Genomic DNA, 20,644 nt, shown 5'->3' with positions numbered 1-20,644 from the left:
ATGTTACCCGGGTATTACGTATAAGCTCCTATCAAGTTTCGCATAAGACTGTTCTCACAATATTAAAAAGATCTCAGACCTTCAATAATTAATTGCCCCGCAAGCAGAAGCAGCGTTACTCTGAGCAGCCATAACAAGCCCTTGCCGCTCATTTTCACCGCTATGGCAGCACCAAGCTTGCCTCCGATCCAAGCGCCAGGCACTAATGCAAGCACAAGCATCCAATCCGTCTCTCCCAAGTAAATATGCATGCCGCTTCCAAGAATAGATGATAAAAAAATGACGAACATCGATGTAGCCGTTGCTAAATGCGGCGGAAAACGAAACAGCAGCACCATAAGCGGTACGAACAATGACCCGCCACCAATTCCAAATAATCCGGAAATTAGGCCAACGCCAAAACCGATGGCTAGCGCCGGAACAATGCCATAGCTGTATGTATGTACTTCACCCGATGCATCCGTCATCGTGCGGACGGTTGACCATTGTTTAGAAAACGGTTTCATGTAGTCGCGAGCAATCAAGAGCGATGCCATCAGGAGCATAAAAACGCCAAAAACAAGCTGGAATACGCCGGCAGGCAGCGCGCCCGTCAATGCGGAGCCCAGCATCGCCGCTGGGCCGCTCGTAATGAAAAACATCCAGCCGCTGCGGAAATCAACAATTTTGCGTTTGGCATAGCTTAATGTTGATGCAAGTGCAGTAACGACTAACACTGTTAATGAAATGCCGACAGCCGTTGCATGGCCGATCACGTCACCCGTCAGTACCGGCCCAATCAGCATGAGCACCGGAACGATAATAATGCCGCCGCCCAGCCCAACGATGCTGCCGAACATTGCTGCTACAATCCCGAGCAGTACGAGAAGTATCCATTCCATGATGAGATCACCTTTTTCAACCTTTTTCTGGAGAGACTGCAAAGGGAGATTTTCTTCCGCTTCAACTGCAGGGCTCGCTGCTTCATATAGCCAAACATACAATAGCACCGTCAAGGACAAGCCTTGACGGTGCTCGGTGCTTGCAAACAACCTTTAATGCTGAGCAGCAATCTCAACTCGCCCGCCGTCCAGCACCTTGACACCTGCTCCGCTTGCTTCCATTTGCTTCAAATTTTCCATGAGCTTGAATAATGCTTCGTCCTTGCTCTTCGCTTCAAGCATGCAGTCCAAATACTCCGTGCTGAGGGCCGCATGGCGCAAAAAATGCACTAACGACTCTGCCTCCACAAAATCTGCATGGCCGCGAGGATCGGATACGCTTTTGGGACTGGAAGCATGAATTTTAACTGGAAGCTGACTGGCGCTTGTGAAGCCAAGCCGCTCGCGCTCCCTCTGCCAGGTAAGCTCTACTCTCGGCCATAAGCCACTGTAGAGCTCGTCCTCATCTATGTCGCCCGGATTAACCGCATGATGATGAATATCGAGCACCATCGGAACGCCTACCTGCTCAGCTGCCTCCAGCGTTTCTCTTGCATTAAACGTTTTGTCATCGTTCTCAAGCGTAACCCGATGCTTAAAACGAGGCGACAAGGCGCTGAATTGACGGATAAACCGTTCTGCAGCTACTGCCTTGTCGCCATATGCCCCGCCGATATGTATGTTGCACTTTGTCGCTTCGTCCAGCTCCATTTGCTCAATCATTAGAATATGATAGAGCAAGTCCAGCTCCGACTTAGCTAGAACCTCAGGCCTCGGCGTGCTGAACACGCAGAAGTGATCCGGATGAAAGGACACGCGAATGCCATTCTTTCGAACAAATTCGCCTACCTCCTTGAAAGCAGGCGCAAGAGCCGCAAATGGATTCCAATCCAATAAATGCTCATGCGTAGCAAGCGGGATAAGCTTGGACGAAAACCGATACATCTGAATGCCGCTAGCCTTGCAATGCTTCAAAATACGCAGAGTGCTCCGTAGATTCTCCTCCGCAATTCTCTCCAGCTTTCGGATGCCCGCATCGCGGTCGTCCACCTTCGAGAAATTTGCGAACGTCATCGTTCTGGATGGTGACGCATTCTCTACCTGCAAGCTCATCGCGACAAAGCCAAATCTAACGATCATTGATTAGGCCTTCTCTCCAAAAAACATCTCAAAGGCAAGCGCCGTTTGAATTTTTGCTTCTTCCTCGGTCAGCTTTCTCACGAGCTCCATCTCCACTTGTGTCACTTCTTCGCCTTGAAAATTAATTTCCGCGATAGAAGCTAAAATGCGGACAATCGCAATCGCCTCGTTGGCTGGTGTATAAGCGATAACCTTCTGGCCTGTAGGAAATACGCGAAAGCCGCTCTTAACCATTTTGCCCCGACCATACTCCAACAATTCATACAGCTCTTGTTCGGACTTAAATTTGCAGACTGAGTTAAATTCGGTTGCAAAACCCATTGTTTTTCCCTCCTTTCAGTGAAAATCTACCGCACCTCCAAAGGCTTCTACCTAACCTTCAAAGGGATTTTTATACCAAACCTTCAAAGGCTTCAACACTAATAACCAAACCTTTAAAGGCTTTTCGAACCCACCCAAACCCTCCCTTCCAAGGGAGGGCCCCAAGGGTTGCACCCTCTGGACACCCGCAACTAGACTAACGTTGGAGCTCAAGTTGAGCTTAATAGCCGCGTTTGCGGTGGATCGCTTTCGTCCCTGCGGGACACGCTTACTGGTTGTGCTTGGGATATTACTTTTTAAGGCATTTAACACCCAATACCAAACCTTTAAGGCTTTTCGAACCCACCCAAACCCTCCCTTCCAAGGGAGGGCCCAAAGGGTTGCACCCTCTGGACACCCGCAACTAGACTAACGTTGGAGCTCAAGCTGTGCTTAATAGCCGCGTTTGCGGTGGATCGCTTTCGTCCCTGCGGGACACGCTTACTGGTTGTGCTTGGGATATTACTTTTTAATGGCATTTAACACCCAATACCACGTAGACGCATTCGCCAAACTTTCTCACTGGAGACATACTCGCAACTCGCACTACTGCATCAGGACATGAGCTAACTGGTCGAATATCAACTTAGCAGGAAAAAGTCCCGTTAAATTCACGAATATATGCTCAAATCAGTAATTAGCTGGAATTTCTCCATGTAATTTGGAGAAAAGTCCCCATTTTAGAGGATTTGCTTTATTTTAACGGGAGAAATTCCTGATAAACCAAATACTAGCCGACTAACTAGCCAATTAGATGGAGCTTTTCCTGTTAGTTGCTGCTGGTTTGAGTAAATACGAAATAAACAGCGATGAAAATACTAACAGACAGCTTGTCCAACGGGCGAAGGAAAAAACTCCTTTATATATATTTTGGTTACGCGGAACGCATTTATGTACGGGGTAAGAAACGCCTCAAGCGCCTCGCCTCCCCCTGCATATAAATGCCGTGCCCTACCAAAACAATAAATAAAAGATTTTTTTCCTAATGCTATTCGTCATGCTCGGTTACGAATTCGTCAGCCTATTGTGCTGCATCACCTGTAAAGTCTATGCGTTGTTTTTCGGCGTGGCGAGCAAGGGCCAAAGAAATTAAGGTGTCTAACAACTCTTTATATGGAATGCCGGTTTCCTTCCACATGAGCGGATACATGCTGAATGGCGTGAAGCCGGGCAAGGTGTTAACTTCGTTAATGAAAATCTGATTATCGCTTTTGCGAAGAAAGAAATCTACCCGCGATAGTCCTGAGCCGTCGATTGCCTGGAATGCGCGGACTGCCATTTCTCGAATGGATTCCGTTATTTCTGGCGACAGGATTGCTGGAATTTGCATGGTCGATTTACCGTCAATGTATTTGGCTTTGTAATCATAAAACTCATTGGATGGTGCGATTTCGCCTGGCAGGGATGCCTTGGCATCATCGTTGCCCAGCACGCTCACTTCAATTTCGCGAGCATCTACAAACTCCTCCACGATTACTTTGCGGTCAAAGCGGAAGGCATAATTAACGGCAGCAACTAATTCTTCGCGGTTTTTGGCTTTGGATACGCCAACGCTTGATCCTAGATTAGCTGGTTTAATGAAGCAAGGATAGCCGAGCGAAACCTCGCACTCCATAATGAAGAAGGAAGCGTCTCTTTCCCATTGCGTCCGGTTGAAGAAGCGGAATATGCATTGCGGCAAGCCTTCTTGAGCAAATACTTTTTTCATCAGAATCTTGTCCATCCCAACGGCAGAAGCGAGAACTCCCGCTCCGACGTAAGGAATGTTCGCCATCTCGAACAAGCCTTGAATCGTACCATCTTCCCCAAATGTGCCATGCAGCAGCGGAAATACAACGTCAATGCGTGTCTCGCTGTCAACAGCTGCTCCTTGGTTTAAGCCTTCAAACAAAGGGGCGAGCGCAAAGCCCGTTTGCTTTGCCTCGCTCCCAGCGCAACGAAGCTCCTCAACGCTGCTTGGACGGGCATGCAGCGCATCGCCCGTTTTCCATTCGCCTTGCTTCGTTATATAGAAAGGTTTAATTTCGTATTTGCTATAGTCAAATTCTCCCATTACAGCGTAAGCCGTTTGCAAAGAGACCTCATGCTCTCCCGATTTCCCCCCGTAAACTAAACCTACTCTAGCCTTGCTCCCCATGGCATATCCTCCGGTACAATTATTTATAATAGATCTGCAATATGAAAAAAACGATATTTCGTTTGTTCCGTCCATGCATAGGAATCACGATAATCCCAATAGCGATGCCTGCTGGAAACAGTATTGGCATTCACCAGAGGCATTCCGAACGAGTCAAAGGCCGTAACGATCGTGCTGTGCTGAAAGCGTTGATCGCCATTCCAGTCATACGTAATGACATCGCCAAGCTGAAGCTCATCGGCAGATTGCACGACTTCCGCTCGCAAGCCTGATGACCGGGATGCTGTCAAATAATTCGTTATCGCATTAGATACCGCCCAGCTGTAGCTCCACCATTCGCCGCCCTTATTCCGTCCTTTATACCACCAGCCCGTTTCCCTCTTACCAGTATAGTTCATAGGAGCATTGCCTGCAAAGATGCACTGCGACACGTAATGCGTACAATTTACCTCAAAAAGCTCGTAGGAAGGGTTGCCCTCATTCCACCAGCGATCCGCATACGCAGCAACCAAATCTCTCCTGTAGCGAATACCGGCTGGTCTGTGTTTGAATTGCTGTAATAGGTCATAATTTAAGTATGGTGTTGACGGTGACGATAGATCGCCAAGTAGCTCCGAATGCTCATCTACGGTCATCCAGTTGTCCGAAACAGTGCCAAAACGCGGCCTGCGCTCCGATATAATCGGTTCTACACGCAGCACTTCCCAGGCATTGCCCGACAGCCCAAGCCAAAGACGCTCGAATTCGGATCTTTCCTCCATGTAAAATCGTCCAGACTGCTCCATTCTTCTTTTGATATGAAGTCGAATGAGCACTGAAACTTCGCTGGATGATTCATTAAAGCGTATGAGCTCTGCTTTTGTCTCGCTGCCCGCCGGCAGTGCGCCTCTAAACAAATCACGCTCGCGCAGCCGCTCGAGCCTGCACCGAAGCCGGTCGCAGTGATCGGTATCCGTCACATAATCCGTCAGCACGGTCGCATGCTGGTTCGCTTCGGCTTGATTGTATAAGCTCACATAGCGATGAACGGCTGATTTCCAGCCTTGAAGCTTTCCCTGCTGACTATAAGGATCGTAATCGGATGAACGCATAAGCGAATTCAGCTTAGATGTTTGCTGCTTGACTGGCTTTGCTTCTTGAGCTGTTCTCTCCAGGCTTGGCAGCGCATGATCAGCCGTCTCAGAACGCCGCTCCACTTGCAGCTCGAAAGGCGATGGCTGCTTCTGTAGAGCATGTGTCGCAGCCTTCTGCTGCGGCTTGCGCTGTGTTGCTGCCGGTTTGGACGGTGCTTGATTGCGCTTTTGACCCTGAGAGCCCTGTCCTCCGTTACCCATTCGCGACATAGCAATCCTCCTTAACCTTGTCGTGCATGCAAGCGCAGCGAATGCATCAATCCGCAGGCGCATGCTCGTTTCGAAAGCGAAAACGAATGCGGCCAGCCGAATCGGCGCAAGTCTAGCGCTAATTAACTGATTCATTATATGAAGCAGGCTTCCGTTTCATGTAACATTCGTCTTCATGGATTCCACACAATTTACAGGCGCATAAGGACATAATTGGACTTTACGGAAGGACTATTTTAACGATATACTATAGATATAGCGATTTTGAAATTGTGTTTCACAGAATGAAACACAAAATACGTTCAAAGAGGAGAATGACGATGTCTACACAAAATCATTATTCGGTTCGCACAACGCTGGACGCCGGTGGCAAATCTTACGCTTACTACCGTCTGGGCGGACTTGAAGAGCAAGGATTGGGCGATATTTCGAAATTGCCTTTTTCCATCAAAGTATTGCTTGAGGCTGCTGTTCGTCAATTTGACGGCCGCGCCATTACACCAGAACATGTGAAGCAGCTTGCTACATGGGCTGACGGACGCGAAGATAAAGAAATTCCTTTCATACCTGCTCGTATCGTATTGCAGGATTTTACCGGCGTACCGGTTGTCGTTGACCTTGCGGCAATGCGCGACACTGTGAAAAAAGCTGGCGGAGACCCGAAAAAAATCAACCCGCTCGTGCCTGTCGATCTCGTAATCGACCACTCGGTAATGGTTGACGCATTCGGTACGCCTGAAGCGCTTGAATATAACACGAAGGTTGAGTTTGAGCGCAACGAAGAGCGTTACCGTTTCCTTCGCTGGGCACAAACGGCGTTCGATAACTTCCGCGCGGTTCCGCCGGGCACAGGTATCGTTCACCAAGTTAACCTCGAGTACTTGGCTTCCGTTGCAGCAACAAAAACAATCGATGGCGAGACTGTTGTTTACCCTGACTCCCTTGTAGGTACAGATTCCCACACTACGATGATCAATGGTCTCGGCGTTGTTGGCTGGGGCGTTGGCGGTATCGAGGCTGAGGCTGGTATGCTTGGTCAACCGCTTTACTTCGTAATGCCGGAAGTTATCGGTTTCAAATTGACAGGTAGGCTGGCAGAAGGTTCAACAGCAACTGACCTTGCGCTTACCGTTACTCAAATTTTGCGTAAAAAAGGCGTTGTTGGCAAATTCGTTGAGTTCTTCGGTCCTGGTTTGTCCAATATCAGCCTTGCTGACCGTGCAACGGTTGCCAACATGGCACCGGAATACGGCGCAACAATCGGCTTCTTCCCTGTTGATAACGAGACGCTTAGCTACTTGCGCCAAACAGGCCGCTCGGAAGATCTGATCGAGCTTGTTGACTCGTACTATAAAGCACAAGACATGTTCCGTACGGACGAGACGCCAGATCCGGTATTCTCTGATATCGTTGAACTTGATCTTTCCACAATCGTTCCTTCGCTTGCAGGTCCGAAGCGTCCACAAGACCGCGTCGAGCTTACTGCAATGAAAGAATCGTTCAATAACATTATCCGCACGCCGATCGACAAAGGCGGATATGGACTATCCGATGACAAAATCGATCAGGTTGTAACGGTTAAGCATAATGACGGCCAAGTGAGCAAAATGGGCACTGGCGCAGTCGTAATTGCTGCAATTACAAGCTGCACGAACACTTCTAACCCAAGCGTTATGGTCGGTGCCGGCCTCGTTGCTAAAAAAGCAGTAGCACTTGGACTTAAGAAGCCTGCTTATGTAAAAAGCTCGTTAACGCCAGGCTCGCTTGTCGTAACGGAATATTTGACAAAAGCAAACCTGCTTGAGCCGCTTGAAGCGCTCGGCTTCCACGTTGCCGGCTATGGCTGCGCGACATGTATCGGCAACTCCGGTCCGCTTCCAGACGAAGTTAGCAAAGCGATTGCTGACAACGACATGACGGTATCCGCAGTGCTTTCCGGTAACCGTAACTTTGAAGGCCGCGTTCATGCTCAAGTAAAAGCAAACTACTTGGCTTCACCGCCGCTAGTTATCGCTTATGCGCTTGCTGGAACAACAAATATCGATTTGACTACTGAACCAATCGGTTTTACTGAAGACAACAAGCCTGTATATCTGAAAGATATCTGGCCTACGTCGCAAGAAATCAATGACGCGATGACTGCTGCGCTTAACCCGCAAATGTTCCGCGACAAATACGAGAACGTATTTACGCAAAATGAGCGTTGGAACGCGATCTCAGTACCTAAAGGCGAAAGCTACGAGTGGGATGCTAAATCGACTTACATCCAAAACCCGCCGTTCTTCGAAAACCTTGGTCCTGACCTGACGGACATCGAAGATATCCATTCCTCAAGCGTGCTTGCGCTTATGGGCGATTCCGTAACGACTGACCATATCTCACCTGCTGGCAACATCACTGTTAACAGCCCAGGCGGCCAATACTTGATCGAAAATGGCGTTAAACGCGAAGACTTCAACTCTTACGGTTCACGCCGCGGTAACCACGAAGTCATGATGCGCGGTACATTCGCAAACATTCGCATTCGCAACCAAGTGGCTCCAGGAACTGAAGGCGGCGTAACGACTTACCTGCCAACGGATGAAGTGATGTCGATCTACGATGCTTCGATGAAATACCAAAAATCGGGCAAAAACCTTGTTGTTCTAGCTGGTAAAGAGTACGGTACTGGAAGCTCCCGCGACTGGGCGGCAAAAGGTACTTACCTGCTTGGCGTTAAAGCTGTTATCGCGGAAAGCTTCGAGCGTATTCACCGCTCCAATCTGGTTGGTATGGGCGTATTGCCGCTCCAATTCCCGGAAGGTCAAGGCTGGAAGACGCTTAACATTACGGGTCGCGAGACGTTCGACATCGTTGGCTTGTCCAATGACGTTACGCCAGGCTCGCAAGTTACCGTTACGGCAACTCGCGAAGACGGCACAACATTCGACTTCCCTGCAATCGTGCGCCTGGATTCGATGGTTGACGTCGATTACTACCGCAACGGCGGTATCCTGCAAACGGTGCTTCGCCAAATGATCGCAAACATGAATACAACAGCATAATTGCTGAGCAAGTACAAAAAAGAGCTTTGCCGTCTTGACGGCAAAGCTCTTTTTTACGTTGAAAAACAGAAAAACAGCAGGCCCGAGGCATGCACAGGTCTGCTGTTTCTTTCTGGCTATAAAATCATAGTCCCCATCCGTTTGGCGGACTCCATCATGACTGGCGCAAACTCCCTCATCTTCTCCATCGTCAGCCTGCTTGCAGGGCCGGATACGGACAATGCGGCAGTCAGATTGCCTGTCCGATTGAATATAGGCGCAGACAAAGCCGCAGCACCTGTCTCGCGCTCCTCAAAGCTTGTTGCATAACCCTGCAAGGAAACCTCTTCGAGCTGCTGCTTGTATTGATCTAGATCAATAGAATAAAGCCATGCCGGATCTCCAAAAATGCCTTCCTGAACAAGGGGATCGGAATAGGCAATAAGCACCTTGCTTGACGCGCCTGCATAAAGCGGCAGCCTTGCGCCCACTGGCGCCACCCGTCGCACGGGCTGGTTGCTCTGCACCGCTTGCATGCGGATCCGCTCGGAGCCGTCTCTTACATATATGCTGACTGTTTCACCCAGCTGGTCGCGTAGACGCTCCATCTCCGGCAGCCATATCGTTGCTTGGTCGTCTGACCGCGACAAATTGGCGGACAGCTCCCACATTTTTAATCCTAAATGGTAACGGTCTGTCGAGCGATCACGCTCGATGAAGCCCTTCTCCTCGAGAGTAGCAAGCATCCGGTGAACCGTGCTTTTGTGCAGGCCGACATGTTCGGCAATTTCCGTCATTGTCCAGTCCGTCTTCGATGTAAAGCACAGCAATATATCAAGCGCTCGATCCACAGCCCGAACCGTCGATTTTCCATCTTCCATGCAGCCGCACCTCTTCCTCAAAAAGTTTCATCCAATGAAACCGATTCTCATTCAGTATAACTCATCGCTTCTATCAACGTAAAGAAAAGTTCTTTACATTACAGCAATATTACAAATGATTAACATTACCTCGACATCAATTGACAGGCTTATAGGACCGGACTACGATTAAAGTACTAGAAGAGAAAAGCGCTTACAGTGCTAAGCCTAAACGAGTCCCATTTACAGATGCCAGCAGAGGGAGGACAACGACATGAGCACGACCATTATGACACCTTTGCCGCTTGAAGGCGGATTTCCGCAAAACCTTCAGCCCTTCCCGCTAGGAGATTCCGAGTACCTGTTCCAGCTTCGCAAAACGAGAAGCCGCAGCAAGCATTTGCTCGTTGCCTCGATCGCTTCTCTCACTGCTATGATCCTGCTGGCATTCATTATCTTTCATGGCTATGTCGCTTGGATGCTTGCGTATCCTTTTGTCGCGCCGCTATCTTCTAATCCGCAAGCGGCTATCGGCTTAGACTATGAGGATGTCATTTTCCCTAGCAAAAGCGGCGATACGACTGTCAGCGGCTGGTTTATTCCCGCAGAAGCAAATGCCAGCGAGTATGTGACTTCGGCGCGCACTGTTGTTTTCAGCCATGGATATGGCGCAAATCGCGAAGAATCCTGGGTACCGATGTATGAGCTCTCCAAGCTGCTGCACGGTTTAAACTATAATATATTGCTGTTTGACTATGGCTACGCCTCGAAGGAGTACAAGGCTCCGGCCACTGGCGGCCTCGAGGAGTCGCAGCAGCTGCTCGCTGCTGTAGATTACGCCAAGTCACGCGGCGCCGAGGATATCGTCGTCTGGGGCTTCTCAATGGGTGCGGGAACCGCCCTGCAAGCTGCCCTGCAGACCGATGATATCGATGCGATGATACTCGATAGCTTATTTATCCCAAGCCCGGAGGCATTATTTGATAACCTGAATCAATTTGTCTCGCTGCCGCGCTTCTCGCTTCCGCTCATTGAATCGATGATTCCCCTATGGACGGGGGCAAGCTTCGGATCTATTCCGGCAAGCGAGGTTATCTCGAACGTCTACGATATCCCGCTGTTCATCATTCATGGCACGAATGACGTAAAGGCACCCTTTCAGACGGCAGAAGCCATCGCTGAAAGTCAAGGCAACGTTCTCTCCCGCTCGTGGATCGTACAAGATGGCAAGCATGAGCTCCTGTTCCAAGTGCATCCGAGCGAATATATTCAGAGAGCTGCCCTATTTCTGAGCCAAGTCGACCAGCAGCTCCAAGCAGAAAGATTATAAACAGAAAGCACGACATAAGCCCGTTTCACAACGAATACATCTAACATAGATGCACTTGTTGCGACAAAGGGAGGCGATGGTCGTGCTTTTTGTTTATGGAACGCTCATGCCCGTTCGCGTTATGGAATTAATCCGACATTGGAAGCTCCAGGAGAAAGAGCATGCCGCCGTTATTTTACAGGCAACCCCTGAGCTTGAACGCCAGTATGTACAGCTTCTAGAGTCTTGGGAGCCCATATTCTCTCAAACTGCCCATTATACAAATCAATGGCTGGATGATTGGGTGCCCTATCCGTCACGCTTACCGTCACATGTCGAGCAGACCGTAGATGCGCTTGTCGATGCTTCGCTTGAGCAATCTCTAACCTATGTCGATCAGCTCACGCAGTTGACCGAGCGTACGGCTGCCGTATCCACAGCCTTAACCAAAACCGTTATTTCCCATTCCATCCGAGAATCGAATTATTACATTGGCTTAATGAGCGCTTATCGCCAAGCTGTGAATAGCCCTGGCAATAGCCGGCAGCGCACCCCGCTCCTGCAGGTGGTGCCGATTGGCGGCCATACGCTGCCTTCTTTGCCTTATGCTTATGATGAGCTTGAACCGTATATCGATGAATATACAATGAAAGTTCATCATCAGATCCATCACCAATCCTATGTCGATGGCTTGAATAAAGCTGAGCTTCAGCTGCAGGCAGCGCGCGATACCGGCAATTTCGACCTCGTAAAGCATTGGGAGCGCGAGCTGGCTTTTCACGGTGCCGGCCATTATTTGCACACTTTGTTCTGGTACGTCATGTCACCCTACGGCGGCGGTGAGGCGATTGGGCCGCTTAGCAATCAGATCAGAAACGATTTTGGCAGCTTCACCGGCTTTAGAAAGCAGTTCAGCGAGGCTGCTGCGAAGGTAGAGGGCAGCGGCTGGGCTATTCTCGTATGGAGTCCGCGAAGCAGGCGACTCGAAATCTTAACCGCTGAGAAACATCAAAATCAATCCCAGTGGGATATCGTCCCCTTGCTTCCTTTAGATGTGTGGGAGCATGCCTATTATTTGAAGCATCAAAATAGACGGACCGACTATGCGCAGGACTGGTGGAACGTGGTCAACTGGCATTATGTGAATGAACGCTTCGAGGAGGCGCGCAAGCTGGTTTGGGTGCCGTTCTGACAATTGCCGCTATCAAAAAAAGTCCGTCAAGAGTGTTCCTCCTTGACGGACTTTCTATTACAAGCCGTTTATTGCTTGAGCAAAGTAAGAAACTCGGAGCGAAGCGCTGTGTTTCTGCGGAATTCGCCTCTTACAGCGGATGTTACCGTCTTGCTGCCAGGCTTCTTCACGCCGCGGGCGCACATGCATAGATGCTCGCCTTCCACAACGACCATCACGCCGTTTGGCTGCAGCTCCTCAGCAAGGATATCCGCAATTTGCGATGTGATGCGCTCTTGCACCTGCAGGCGGCGAGTAACCGCCTCTACAAGGCGAGCCAGCTTGCTGAGCCCGGCGATTTTGCCGCTGGGGATGTAACCGATATGCGCCTTCCCGAAAAACGGCGCCATATGATGCTCGCACTGGCTGTAATACACGATATCCTTGACGATGACAAGCTCTTCGTGCTGCTCATCGAATGTGACGCCAAGCACCTCGCGAGGATCTACCTCATAGCCAGCAAAAATTTCCTCATACATCCGAGTTACGCGTGCAGGCGTTTCCAACAAACCTTCCCGATCCACATTTTCGCCAATCAACTTCAATATTTCTTTCACGTGGTGTTCAATCTGCTCCCGATTGCTCGTCACACTCGAATTGACGTAGTCTTTCCTCCCCGCCATTTCTGAACACTCCTTCCGGCTACCTTTACGCTCCTTATCTGCGAGGCATTTTTTGATTTTTCATCATGTGCTGAGCTTTTTGCATTTGCTGTTTATTCAAGTTGTATCCCATTTGCTTAGCCATTTTTTGAATCATCTCAGGATCGTTTTGCATCTTCTCAAGCTGCTTTCGCAGATAGAATACGCCTACAAAAAAGCCCCCTACAGCTCCCGCCACTAAAGTAACGATTGGTACCACAATATTAACCCAAGACATACGTTCCACCTGACCCTTTCTAGATCTCCTGCTGTGTATAATGTTCCCATGATAGCATGTTCACAACGTGTTTACAATGAACAGCTTAGTGCTAATCGCAACCATTCTGAGGCTGCTATTTCATTCGTATTAGGCTCTTGCCTCAAGTTCAAGCAGCGCTATCTTGATCGGCAGACCTCCGCCATAACCGACCATCTGGCCACTCGCCCCAATCACGCGATGACAAGGCACAATGATCGATACGGGATTGCGATTATTCGCACCGCCAACGGCCCGCATCGCGCCTGGCTGGCCAAGCATCACCGCAATGTCTTTGTAGGTGCGTGTCTCGCCATAAAGAATTTGCTGCAAAGCTGCCCACACCTTCTGCTGAAACGGCGTACCATACATCTGAATAGGGAGCTCGAACTGCTGCAATCCTCCGGCAAAATATAGCTTTAGCTGCCTGTCTGCTTCCTTCAGCAGCGGATGAGATGACGCATCAACCAGCATAATGTCTGAGCTGCGCGGTCCTATATGGCGTATCGCCCATGGCTGAAGCCTGTCCAAGGCATCCACGTATGAAGAGAAATCCAAATGGCAAATGCCTGTGTCCGTTGCTGTCAATGTCATCGCTCCGATTGGCGAATCAATCTCAGCCGCGTATAGCCGCTCAGTCATTACTCCACCTGCTTCCGTTTACTTCTCGGTCTCTTTGTTGATTTGTGCAAGCGCATTTGCTATCGCATGCAGCGCTTCCTCGTCGCTCTCTTTGCTAGAAGCTGCAAGCAAAGCCTCCTCAGCCTGCTTCCCGCCGATTCGCGCTAGCGCCCATGCTGCGGTACCGCGAAGCACCGGCCGCGTATCCTGCTCAAGCACCCGAATCAAATCAGGCACCGCGCTTGCCTCTTTGAAGTTGCCAAGCGCAATCACAGCATTGCGCTGGATCGGCTTTTTGCCGCGCCATGCCGAGGAGGTGCTGCCGTATCTCGCTTGAAACTCTTTGTTTCCTATCGTAAGCAATGGAACCAGCAGCGGCTTTGCAAGCTCGTTGTCGGGCTGTAGCTCAGGCTGATGCGTCCAGTTTTTGCCTCGGTTTATCGGACAGACGGTCTGGCATGTATCGCAGCCATACAGCCGATTTCCGATTTTGCGCATAAACTCGTCCGATACCATTCCCTTTGTTTGCGTCACGAAGGAGATACACCTGCTGGCATTCAATTGTCCTGGCCCAACTAAAGCGTCCGTCGGGCATGCGTCAATGCATTTGGTGCAGGAGCCGCAGCTTTCCGTAATCGGTTCATCCGGCTCGAACGGCACATTCGTGATCATCTCGCCCAAATAGATCCACGAGCCTAGCTCCGGCGATATGATGGAGCAGTTTTTCGCACTCCAGCCTATGCCAGCCCGCTCTGCTACTGCGCGATCGGACAAAGCTCCAGTATCGACCATGCTTTCTGCGCGGAAGTCCGGCACACGCTCTCTCAGCCATGCCTCCAGCTTGGCAAGCCGATTCCGAAGCACCTTATGATAATCGTCTCCCCAAGCCGAGCGCGACATAATGCCCCGCCTTGCTCCCGGCTCCGATTTGGGAGGGTCCTTCAGCTTCGAGGGATAAGCGATTGCGATCGCAATGATCGACTGCGGTTTATCGAACAGCAGCGCCGGATTCGTTCGCTTCTCAATGTCCGGCTCCTCAAAGCCGGATTCTCTCCCAAGCTCGCGATGCCTAAGCAAAATTTGTTTTAATGAAACAAAGGGGTCCGCAGAGGCGATTCCTATTTTGTCGATGCCTAGGCTTGGTGCCGCCTCTAACATTTCTTCCTTCAGCTTTGCCCATCTATTCGCCATAAGCTATAACCGTTTAATAGCTGCACGAGCCAGCTCGTCACAGCGATTATTCCATTCGTTATCGCTATGGCCTTTTACCTTCACGTATTCTACTTTATGTCTTTGCATTAGCTCCCATAGCGCTTTCCACAGCTCTTGGTTCTCTACGGGCTCCTTCTTGCTGTTCTTCCACCCGTTGCGCAGCCAGCCGTTGATCCAGCCCTTCTGGAAGCAATTCACGACATATGCCGAATCGCTATAAACCTTTACCTGACAGGGCTCCTTCAGCAGCTTCAAACCTTCGATTACCGCCTGTATTTCCATGCGATTATTCGTCGAATGCTTCTCGCCCCCCGAAATCTCCTTCTGATGAACGCCAAAAAACAGCACCGCTCCCCAGCCGCCCGGACCCGGGTTGCCGGAGCAAGCACCGTCTGTATAGATGATAACGTCCTTCATTGTCGACCCCTCCTTAAAGGTTTGCGAAGCAAACCTACTTCGTAAGCGTGTGCCTAGGTTTGCAAAGCAAACCTACTTCGTAAGCGTGTGCCTAGGTTTGCAAAGCAAACCTGCTTCGATCGCACCCCGCTACAGCCCTCTTATTTCCTTGTATGGCCACAAAATACAATCGGCTCTGCCCCGTATCAGATCTTCCGGCACTGCATGAAAAGTTCTGCTGTCCAGACTGGCTCTTGCATGACGATTATCCCCCATAACAAAATACAGTCCCTCGCCGATTACCTCTGGTCCATAGCTCATATCTTCAATCAATGTATCTGTATACGGCTCGTCCACCAGGTTGCCGTTGCGATAAAGTCGTTGATTTTGAACTTCGATACGATCGCCCGGTACGCCTACTACCCTTTTCACAAGATACTTCTCTTCTTTTGCTCCTGTGTTCGGCTCCTTCAAAATAACGACATCCCCGATTTTCGGCTTGCCGACCAAATAGACGAATTTATTAACAAAGAGCCACTCATGCGCCGTTAACGTCGGCTCCATCGAATGCCCCTCTACTTTGGAGAGATTAAATACAAAGAAATGCAGAAGCATCACAACGGCAAAAGCAAAAACTAATGTTTTGGTCCAATCCAGCAGCTCTTCCAGCCATGAAGTGCGATTGCTTTCAACTGCGCCCGCATCGTTCTCCTCGAGCTCATGGTCCTGATTGATCTCGCTCATTGCTCCACCTCATCCATGCGTTTGCGCCATTCTTCGTAATAGCGGGTTGCGTGTTGATCCTGAAAAGGCGCCTTCCCTTGATCTATTCGCCGCAGAAGCGCTTCAAGCCCCTCATGCACCTTTTCGTCGACCATTTTTGGATAGTGATAGGCTGCTTTATGCATCTCATATTCATCCTGATCGACAACGAACCTCTCGCCGTCTACCGTCCGGATAACATCCAAATCATAGTCAATATAGGTAAGCACATCCCCTTGCAAATAAGGCGGCGAGGCAATATTGCAATAATAGCGAACGCCTCCCTCCTCCAGCAAAGCGACGATATTAAACCACTGCCTAGGTATAAAAAAGGAAACTGCGGGGACGCGGCTGATCCATACTTTACCATCAGACTCTTGAATCGGCGTCTGGCGGTTAATGAGTACGATCATGGACTCCTCTTTATGCTCATCAGCACGCAGCTCATCCGGAACGAGCCAATTCTGCTGCCATGTACGGTGAATGTGACCGTTATGTTTGAAGCTTTTGATGACACAGTGCCGATATGGTTCCATCCCGTTCTCCTCGAAAAAAGTATATAGTAATAAGAAAAGCATATCTCACCGCCAAAAGCAATGGCGATGCAGATATGCCCTGCGTCCAATCTAACATGCAGTAAAGTTAGCGTTAACCCGCAACAATGCTCAATTTCTGAAACGATCTGATAAAATCGTTGGCAACGTAGCCCATTGATTCATACAGCGGCAGAACTGGTTCATTATGCTCGTCCGCGGTTATTAGTATCTTTGTGACATTGCGCTGTTCGAAACGCTGGCGCAATGCCTGGATAAGCGTTCTACCGATTCCTTTCCTTTGGTGGAGAGGAGAGACGGCAATTCGATAATAATAACCTTTGTTATTATCAATCGTACCGATAATCATGCCCACAATTTCGGAATTTTCGACAGCGACAAGAACTAAATCACTATCCCATGACAACTGGCGGGCAAAAGCCTCCATCGTTTGTTCGTAGCACTCTTCTGTAAGAACATCCTCGAGAAGTGCTGTAATTGGTCGGTAATCGGACAACTGGAAGGAACGAACATTCATTAAAATTACACCTTCTATACCATGTCATAGTACTGCATTTAGAATATATTACGACAAATTTTAACGAAATCCTGCTTCTATCTTTAATATTCCTTAAAAAAATTAAACAAATCATCGATTTTCTCCTGAAAACGCTTAATATTAAGCGCTTACATCGATTTAATCGGTTTTTGTGTAAACGGATACGTTTCTTAACGACTATTTTGCATAATTTTTGCAGAATGGTGTTACCCTATTGCAGGTATGTTTTTACTTCCTAACTCTTACGACTTTTGAAACAATAATGTTGATTTATTCAATCGGATAAGGGATAATGGATTTGGATAACTACATATAATTAGGAGGCTGTAAAAAATGGCACATCAACTACCTGCTTTGCCGTACGCGCACAACGCTCTTGAGCCGCATATCGATGCGACTACAATGGAAATTCACCACGGCCGTCACCATAACGCATACGTGACTAACCTTAACGCTGCTTTGGAGTCCGCTCCAGAATTGCAAAGCAAATCAATCGAAGATTTGATCTCCGATCTTGCTAGCGTTCCTGAAGCAATCCGCACTGCTGTTCGCAACAACGGCGGCGGACATGCCAACCACAGCTTGTTCTGGGAAACAATCGCTCCAAACGCAGGCGGAGCACCTACTGGCGCTCTTGCAGCAGCAATCGACAGCGAGCTTGGCGGCTTTGACACTTTCAAAGCTGATTTCGCTAAAGCAGCTACAACTCGTTTCGGCAGCGGCTGGGCATTCCTGGCAGTTGCAAACGGCAAATTGAAAGTATACAGCTTGCCGAACCAAGACAGCCCGATCATGGAAGGCGAAACGCCAATTCTTGGTCTTGATGTTTGGGAGCACGCTTACTACCTGAACTACCAAAACAAACGCCCTGATTACATCGCAGCGTTCTGGAACGTAGTTAACTGGGATGAAGTTAGCAAACGTTACGAAGCAGCAGTAAAATAATAGCGTTTTTCCTAACAGACGATGACTCATTAATTGAGTAGTGTTATGGAAATAAACTAAATAATTTAGGGTTCTTATATGATTCCCTATATGCAAAACGAGCCTTAGAAGCGATTCTATGGCTCGTTTTGTTTTGTTTGTTTTTAGTTTTGAAAAAATCGTTTGCCAGCTTTTCCTTCTTGTTTTCGGATTCACGTACTGACAACGTGGTCGTTTTGAGTCTCTGCGCTCACATGACAAGCACCAGCGCAGCTTTGCGAAGGGGCAGATGGAACTTCAGCCGTAGCTATAGCTCCCAGGCAACCGGCAGCATGATTAACGGGAAAAACTCCCGTTAATTCGAATGATTTTAGGCGAAAAAGGGAATTAGAAGGAATTTTTCCTGTTAATCTTTTCATAATGGCCCAGTTGCGGTGAAAGTGCTCTATTTAGCGGGAGATTTTCCAGTTAAATGATCAAACTTCCCTTTCTTTACAAAATTAGATGGAGGTTTTCCTGTTATTTTTCACTAGCGTTGCATTAATGTTATCTGATTCTTCATAACTTTCTGTTTTATCGAAAATTGCATATAAAAAAATCCTTTACAATAGATATGGTAGGTAGCCCTGTCCATAATCCACTGATAAGGATCAATCTCATGGACAAGCATAAGCTATTTTCTTCGTTTGGTAAATGGTTAGCGCCAATATGTACGAGAACGTTCACAGATCGGGTGTCTGAAACCCGGCAAGATAAATACGAGGCGACGAAGAGAAACGAGCAGATAGTCTCCAAATCATTCGGTTAATTACTCATGTGAACAAATTTACATAATTTATTTAAATGGAAAGAGCTACCTTTAAGAGGCGTTCGACCTTTTGGGTTTGCTGTCTGAAATACGTTTTCTTAATTTTCAGAAACATAGAGTGTCAAGGTTTATGCAACGCGAGTGTTTCACACTGTTATTTATTGATGTTTTTTGTTTCCATTTTATAACAAAAAAAAGTAATAATGAGCGTAATTGTAACTACAATAAACGCTACTCCAACTACAGGCACTTTGAAAGCTAAATAGTTAACTCCTGATAAAATAATACATACAATAGACATTAACATAGAAAATTTATAAGCTTTAATTTTTTTTTCCATTATCCTCATTACCTCCGATAAAATAGAATTCCAATAACTCATGGACTAATTAATATTGAAAAAAATAGTGCAAGAAGGAATCTTAATGAATTCCTTCTTGCTTACAAAACATATCAGGACACTAGCGTTACAATAATGTTCTCGGAATCTTCATAATACTTCGTGATTATTAAATCCGAGCACAAAAAAAATCCTTTACCATAGATATGGTAGGTTGCCCTGTCCATAATCCACTGACCGTTCTGAAAACTAGTTTTGTTTATGTATATTTTTCTATTCTGACAAGGTCGCGTTTTCCGGTTGCATCATCGAGGCAGCACTTTTGCATATCTCTCCCCCTCCAAAACTTGCGAACACCGCATGGGCGTATGCCGCATACGATACAGAAGGATATATGCCTAAACTGTTTCGTGAAGGAGACTGAGTGCTTGCATGGACTATACTTACTCTAATGAGCCACAATTTCTCGCAGATCCGCGGCAATACGCACAAGCCGGCAGCGACTGCGGCTGCGGCGGACCACGCATGATCATGCCGATGCCTTCGCCAGGCGGCGGACCTGGAGGACCGGGAGGACCGGGAGGACCGGGAGGCCCAGGTGGCTTCCCGCCAGGGACTGGGCCGGGGCCTTTCCCGCCAGGGCCAGGGCCGTTCCCGCCAGGGCCGGGGCCTTTCCCGCCGGGGCCGGGGCCTTTCCCGCCGGGGCCGGGGCCTTTCCCGCCAGGGTCGGGGCCTTTCCCGCCAGGGCCGGGGCCTTTCCCGCCAGGGCCGTTCCCTTTCCCGCCAGGGCCGTTCCCTTTCCCGTTCCCTATTCCATTTCCGATACCGTTCCCATTCCCTCCGGGGCCGCAAGCTTCTGTAACGGTCGTCATTAATGGAGGAAGAGCATTCCCGTATGTAACACAAGCGTATCGCGTACCTTTCCGTCCGGGCTTGTCAATTTATCAAGCGCTTGCTGCAACCGGCGTTGTACGTTTCAACTTTAACGGGCAAATCGTTTCCGTTAGCGGCATTCCGATTGGCGGCAATATTAGCTATCGCCTGCTGTTGAATGGACGCATTATTCCAGCAACGCTGCTAAGCTTCCCTGTTCAGCGCAATGACTCTGTCGCTCTCGAGCTCATTTTTAGACCTTTCCCGCGCGAGGAAGATAACGAATCTGAAATTTCTGACCAAAACGAAGGTTTCAACCCATCAGAAGAAATCTAAAACGAAACATCAAAATAAAGAGCTAGAGAATACCGTTACCCCCGGACGGTTTTTCTAGCT

The 20,644-nt window shown here is 48.7% G+C and carries 20 protein-coding genes; 5 read left to right on the top strand and 15 right to left on the bottom strand.

Annotated elements, in window-relative coordinates:
- Nucleotides 1-62: 62 nt before the first annotated feature.
- From AC1TPC_RS19905 to AC1TPC_RS19885, 5 genes are all read right to left on the bottom strand, one after another.
- Nucleotides 63-881 (bottom strand): sulfite exporter TauE/SafE family protein, encoded by an 819-nt coding sequence (locus tag AC1TPC_RS19905; protein ID WP_482068538.1) that lies wholly within the window; start codon nt 879-881, stop codon nt 63-65.
- A gap of 153 nt (nt 882-1,034) precedes the next feature.
- Nucleotides 1,035-2,060, bottom strand: coding sequence for a UV DNA damage repair endonuclease UvsE (gene uvsE, locus AC1TPC_RS19900; RefSeq protein ID WP_482068537.1), 1,026 nt, complete (start codon nt 2,058-2,060; stop codon nt 1,035-1,037).
- A 3-nt stretch (nt 2,061-2,063) separates the two neighbouring features.
- The gene (locus AC1TPC_RS19895) at nt 2,064-2,381 is read right to left on the bottom strand and encodes a hypothetical protein (RefSeq protein WP_169085986.1); all 318 of its coding nucleotides are present in this window, start codon (nt 2,379-2,381) and stop codon (nt 2,064-2,066) included.
- A gap of 1,060 nt (nt 2,382-3,441) precedes the next feature.
- Nucleotides 3,442-4,557, bottom strand: a complete 1,116-nt coding sequence (locus tag AC1TPC_RS19890) for a D-alanine--D-alanine ligase (protein ID WP_482068536.1) — start codon at nt 4,555-4,557, stop codon at nt 3,442-3,444.
- Nucleotides 4,558-4,580: 23 nt separating this feature from the next.
- Nucleotides 4,581-6,035 (bottom strand): amidase domain-containing protein, encoded by a 1,455-nt coding sequence (locus AC1TPC_RS19885; protein ID WP_482068535.1) that lies wholly within the window; start codon nt 6,033-6,035, stop codon nt 4,581-4,583.
- A gap of 185 nt (nt 6,036-6,220) precedes the next feature.
- Between AC1TPC_RS19885 and acnA the strand changes: the two genes are divergently transcribed.
- Complete coding sequence (gene acnA, locus AC1TPC_RS19880; RefSeq protein WP_482068534.1) at nt 6,221-8,944, top strand: aconitate hydratase AcnA; 2,724 nt, start codon at nt 6,221-6,223, stop codon at nt 8,942-8,944.
- 116 nt (nt 8,945-9,060) lie between these two features.
- On the opposite strand, the gene AC1TPC_RS19875 is transcribed toward acnA, so the two are convergent.
- Complete coding sequence (locus AC1TPC_RS19875) at nt 9,061-9,804, bottom strand: IclR family transcriptional regulator (protein ID WP_482068533.1); 744 nt, start codon at nt 9,802-9,804, stop codon at nt 9,061-9,063.
- A 253-nt stretch (nt 9,805-10,057) separates the two neighbouring features.
- On the opposite strand from AC1TPC_RS19875, the gene AC1TPC_RS19870 reads away from it, so the two are divergent.
- Both AC1TPC_RS19870 and AC1TPC_RS19865 read left to right on the top strand, forming a co-directional pair.
- Complete coding sequence (locus AC1TPC_RS19870; protein WP_482068532.1) at nt 10,058-11,113, top strand: alpha/beta hydrolase; 1,056 nt, start codon at nt 10,058-10,060, stop codon at nt 11,111-11,113.
- Between the two features lie 82 nt (nt 11,114-11,195).
- A complete protein-coding gene (locus AC1TPC_RS19865) occupies nt 11,196-12,284 on the top strand; it encodes a Fe-Mn family superoxide dismutase (protein WP_482068531.1) in 1,089 nt (362 codons plus the stop codon).
- 68 nt (nt 12,285-12,352) lie between these two features.
- Here AC1TPC_RS19865 and folE read toward each other — a convergent pair whose 3' ends face one another.
- From folE to AC1TPC_RS19825, 8 genes are all read right to left on the bottom strand, one after another.
- Nucleotides 12,353-12,946, bottom strand: a complete 594-nt coding sequence (folE, locus tag AC1TPC_RS19860) for a GTP cyclohydrolase I FolE (protein WP_482068530.1) — start codon at nt 12,944-12,946, stop codon at nt 12,353-12,355.
- Between the two features lie 34 nt (nt 12,947-12,980).
- Nucleotides 12,981-13,202, bottom strand: coding sequence for a YneF family protein (locus AC1TPC_RS19855; protein WP_482068568.1), 222 nt, complete (start codon nt 13,200-13,202; stop codon nt 12,981-12,983).
- A gap of 129 nt (nt 13,203-13,331) precedes the next feature.
- Nucleotides 13,332-13,862, bottom strand: coding sequence for a methylated-DNA--[protein]-cysteine S-methyltransferase (locus tag AC1TPC_RS19850; RefSeq protein ID WP_482068529.1), 531 nt, complete (start codon nt 13,860-13,862; stop codon nt 13,332-13,334).
- A gap of 18 nt (nt 13,863-13,880) precedes the next feature.
- Nucleotides 13,881-15,032 (bottom strand): tRNA epoxyqueuosine(34) reductase QueG, encoded by a 1,152-nt coding sequence (gene queG / locus AC1TPC_RS19845; RefSeq protein ID WP_482068528.1) that lies wholly within the window; start codon nt 15,030-15,032, stop codon nt 13,881-13,883.
- 3 nt (nt 15,033-15,035) lie between these two features.
- Nucleotides 15,036-15,470, bottom strand: coding sequence for a ribonuclease HI (gene rnhA, locus AC1TPC_RS19840; RefSeq protein WP_169085967.1), 435 nt, complete (start codon nt 15,468-15,470; stop codon nt 15,036-15,038).
- A 129-nt stretch (nt 15,471-15,599) separates the two neighbouring features.
- The gene (lepB, locus tag AC1TPC_RS19835) at nt 15,600-16,193 is read right to left on the bottom strand and encodes a signal peptidase I (RefSeq protein ID WP_482068527.1); all 594 of its coding nucleotides are present in this window, start codon (nt 16,191-16,193) and stop codon (nt 15,600-15,602) included.
- Nucleotides 16,190-16,747 (bottom strand): DUF402 domain-containing protein, encoded by a 558-nt coding sequence (locus tag AC1TPC_RS19830; RefSeq protein WP_482068526.1) that lies wholly within the window; start codon nt 16,745-16,747, stop codon nt 16,190-16,192. The genes lepB and AC1TPC_RS19830 overlap by 4 nt, the downstream gene beginning before the upstream one ends.
- 112 nt (nt 16,748-16,859) lie before the next feature.
- Entirely contained in the window at nt 16,860-17,282 is a 423-nt protein-coding gene (locus AC1TPC_RS19825) for a GNAT family N-acetyltransferase (RefSeq protein ID WP_482068525.1), read from the bottom strand.
- 354 nt (nt 17,283-17,636) lie between these two features.
- Here AC1TPC_RS19825 and AC1TPC_RS19820 point away from each other — a divergent pair, with 354 nt between their 5' ends.
- On the top strand, nt 17,637-18,248 hold the full coding sequence (locus AC1TPC_RS19820) for a superoxide dismutase (RefSeq protein WP_482068524.1): 612 nt from the start codon (nt 17,637-17,639) through the stop codon (nt 18,246-18,248).
- Between the two features lie 941 nt (nt 18,249-19,189).
- On the opposite strand, the gene AC1TPC_RS19815 is transcribed toward AC1TPC_RS19820, so the two are convergent.
- Nucleotides 19,190-19,375 (bottom strand): hypothetical protein, encoded by a 186-nt coding sequence (locus AC1TPC_RS19815; RefSeq protein WP_482068523.1) that lies wholly within the window; start codon nt 19,373-19,375, stop codon nt 19,190-19,192.
- 432 nt (nt 19,376-19,807) lie between these two features.
- Here AC1TPC_RS19815 and AC1TPC_RS19810 point away from each other — a divergent pair, with 432 nt between their 5' ends.
- On the top strand, nt 19,808-20,584 hold the full coding sequence (locus tag AC1TPC_RS19810) for a hypothetical protein (protein WP_482068522.1): 777 nt from the start codon (nt 19,808-19,810) through the stop codon (nt 20,582-20,584).
- The last annotated feature ends 60 nt before the right edge of the window (nt 20,585-20,644 follow it).

Source organism: Paenibacillus sp. Y280, assembly GCF_056786335.1.
The sequence above is the reverse complement of the archived record's forward strand: the minus strand, read 5'-3'. Positions and strand labels throughout refer to the sequence as shown.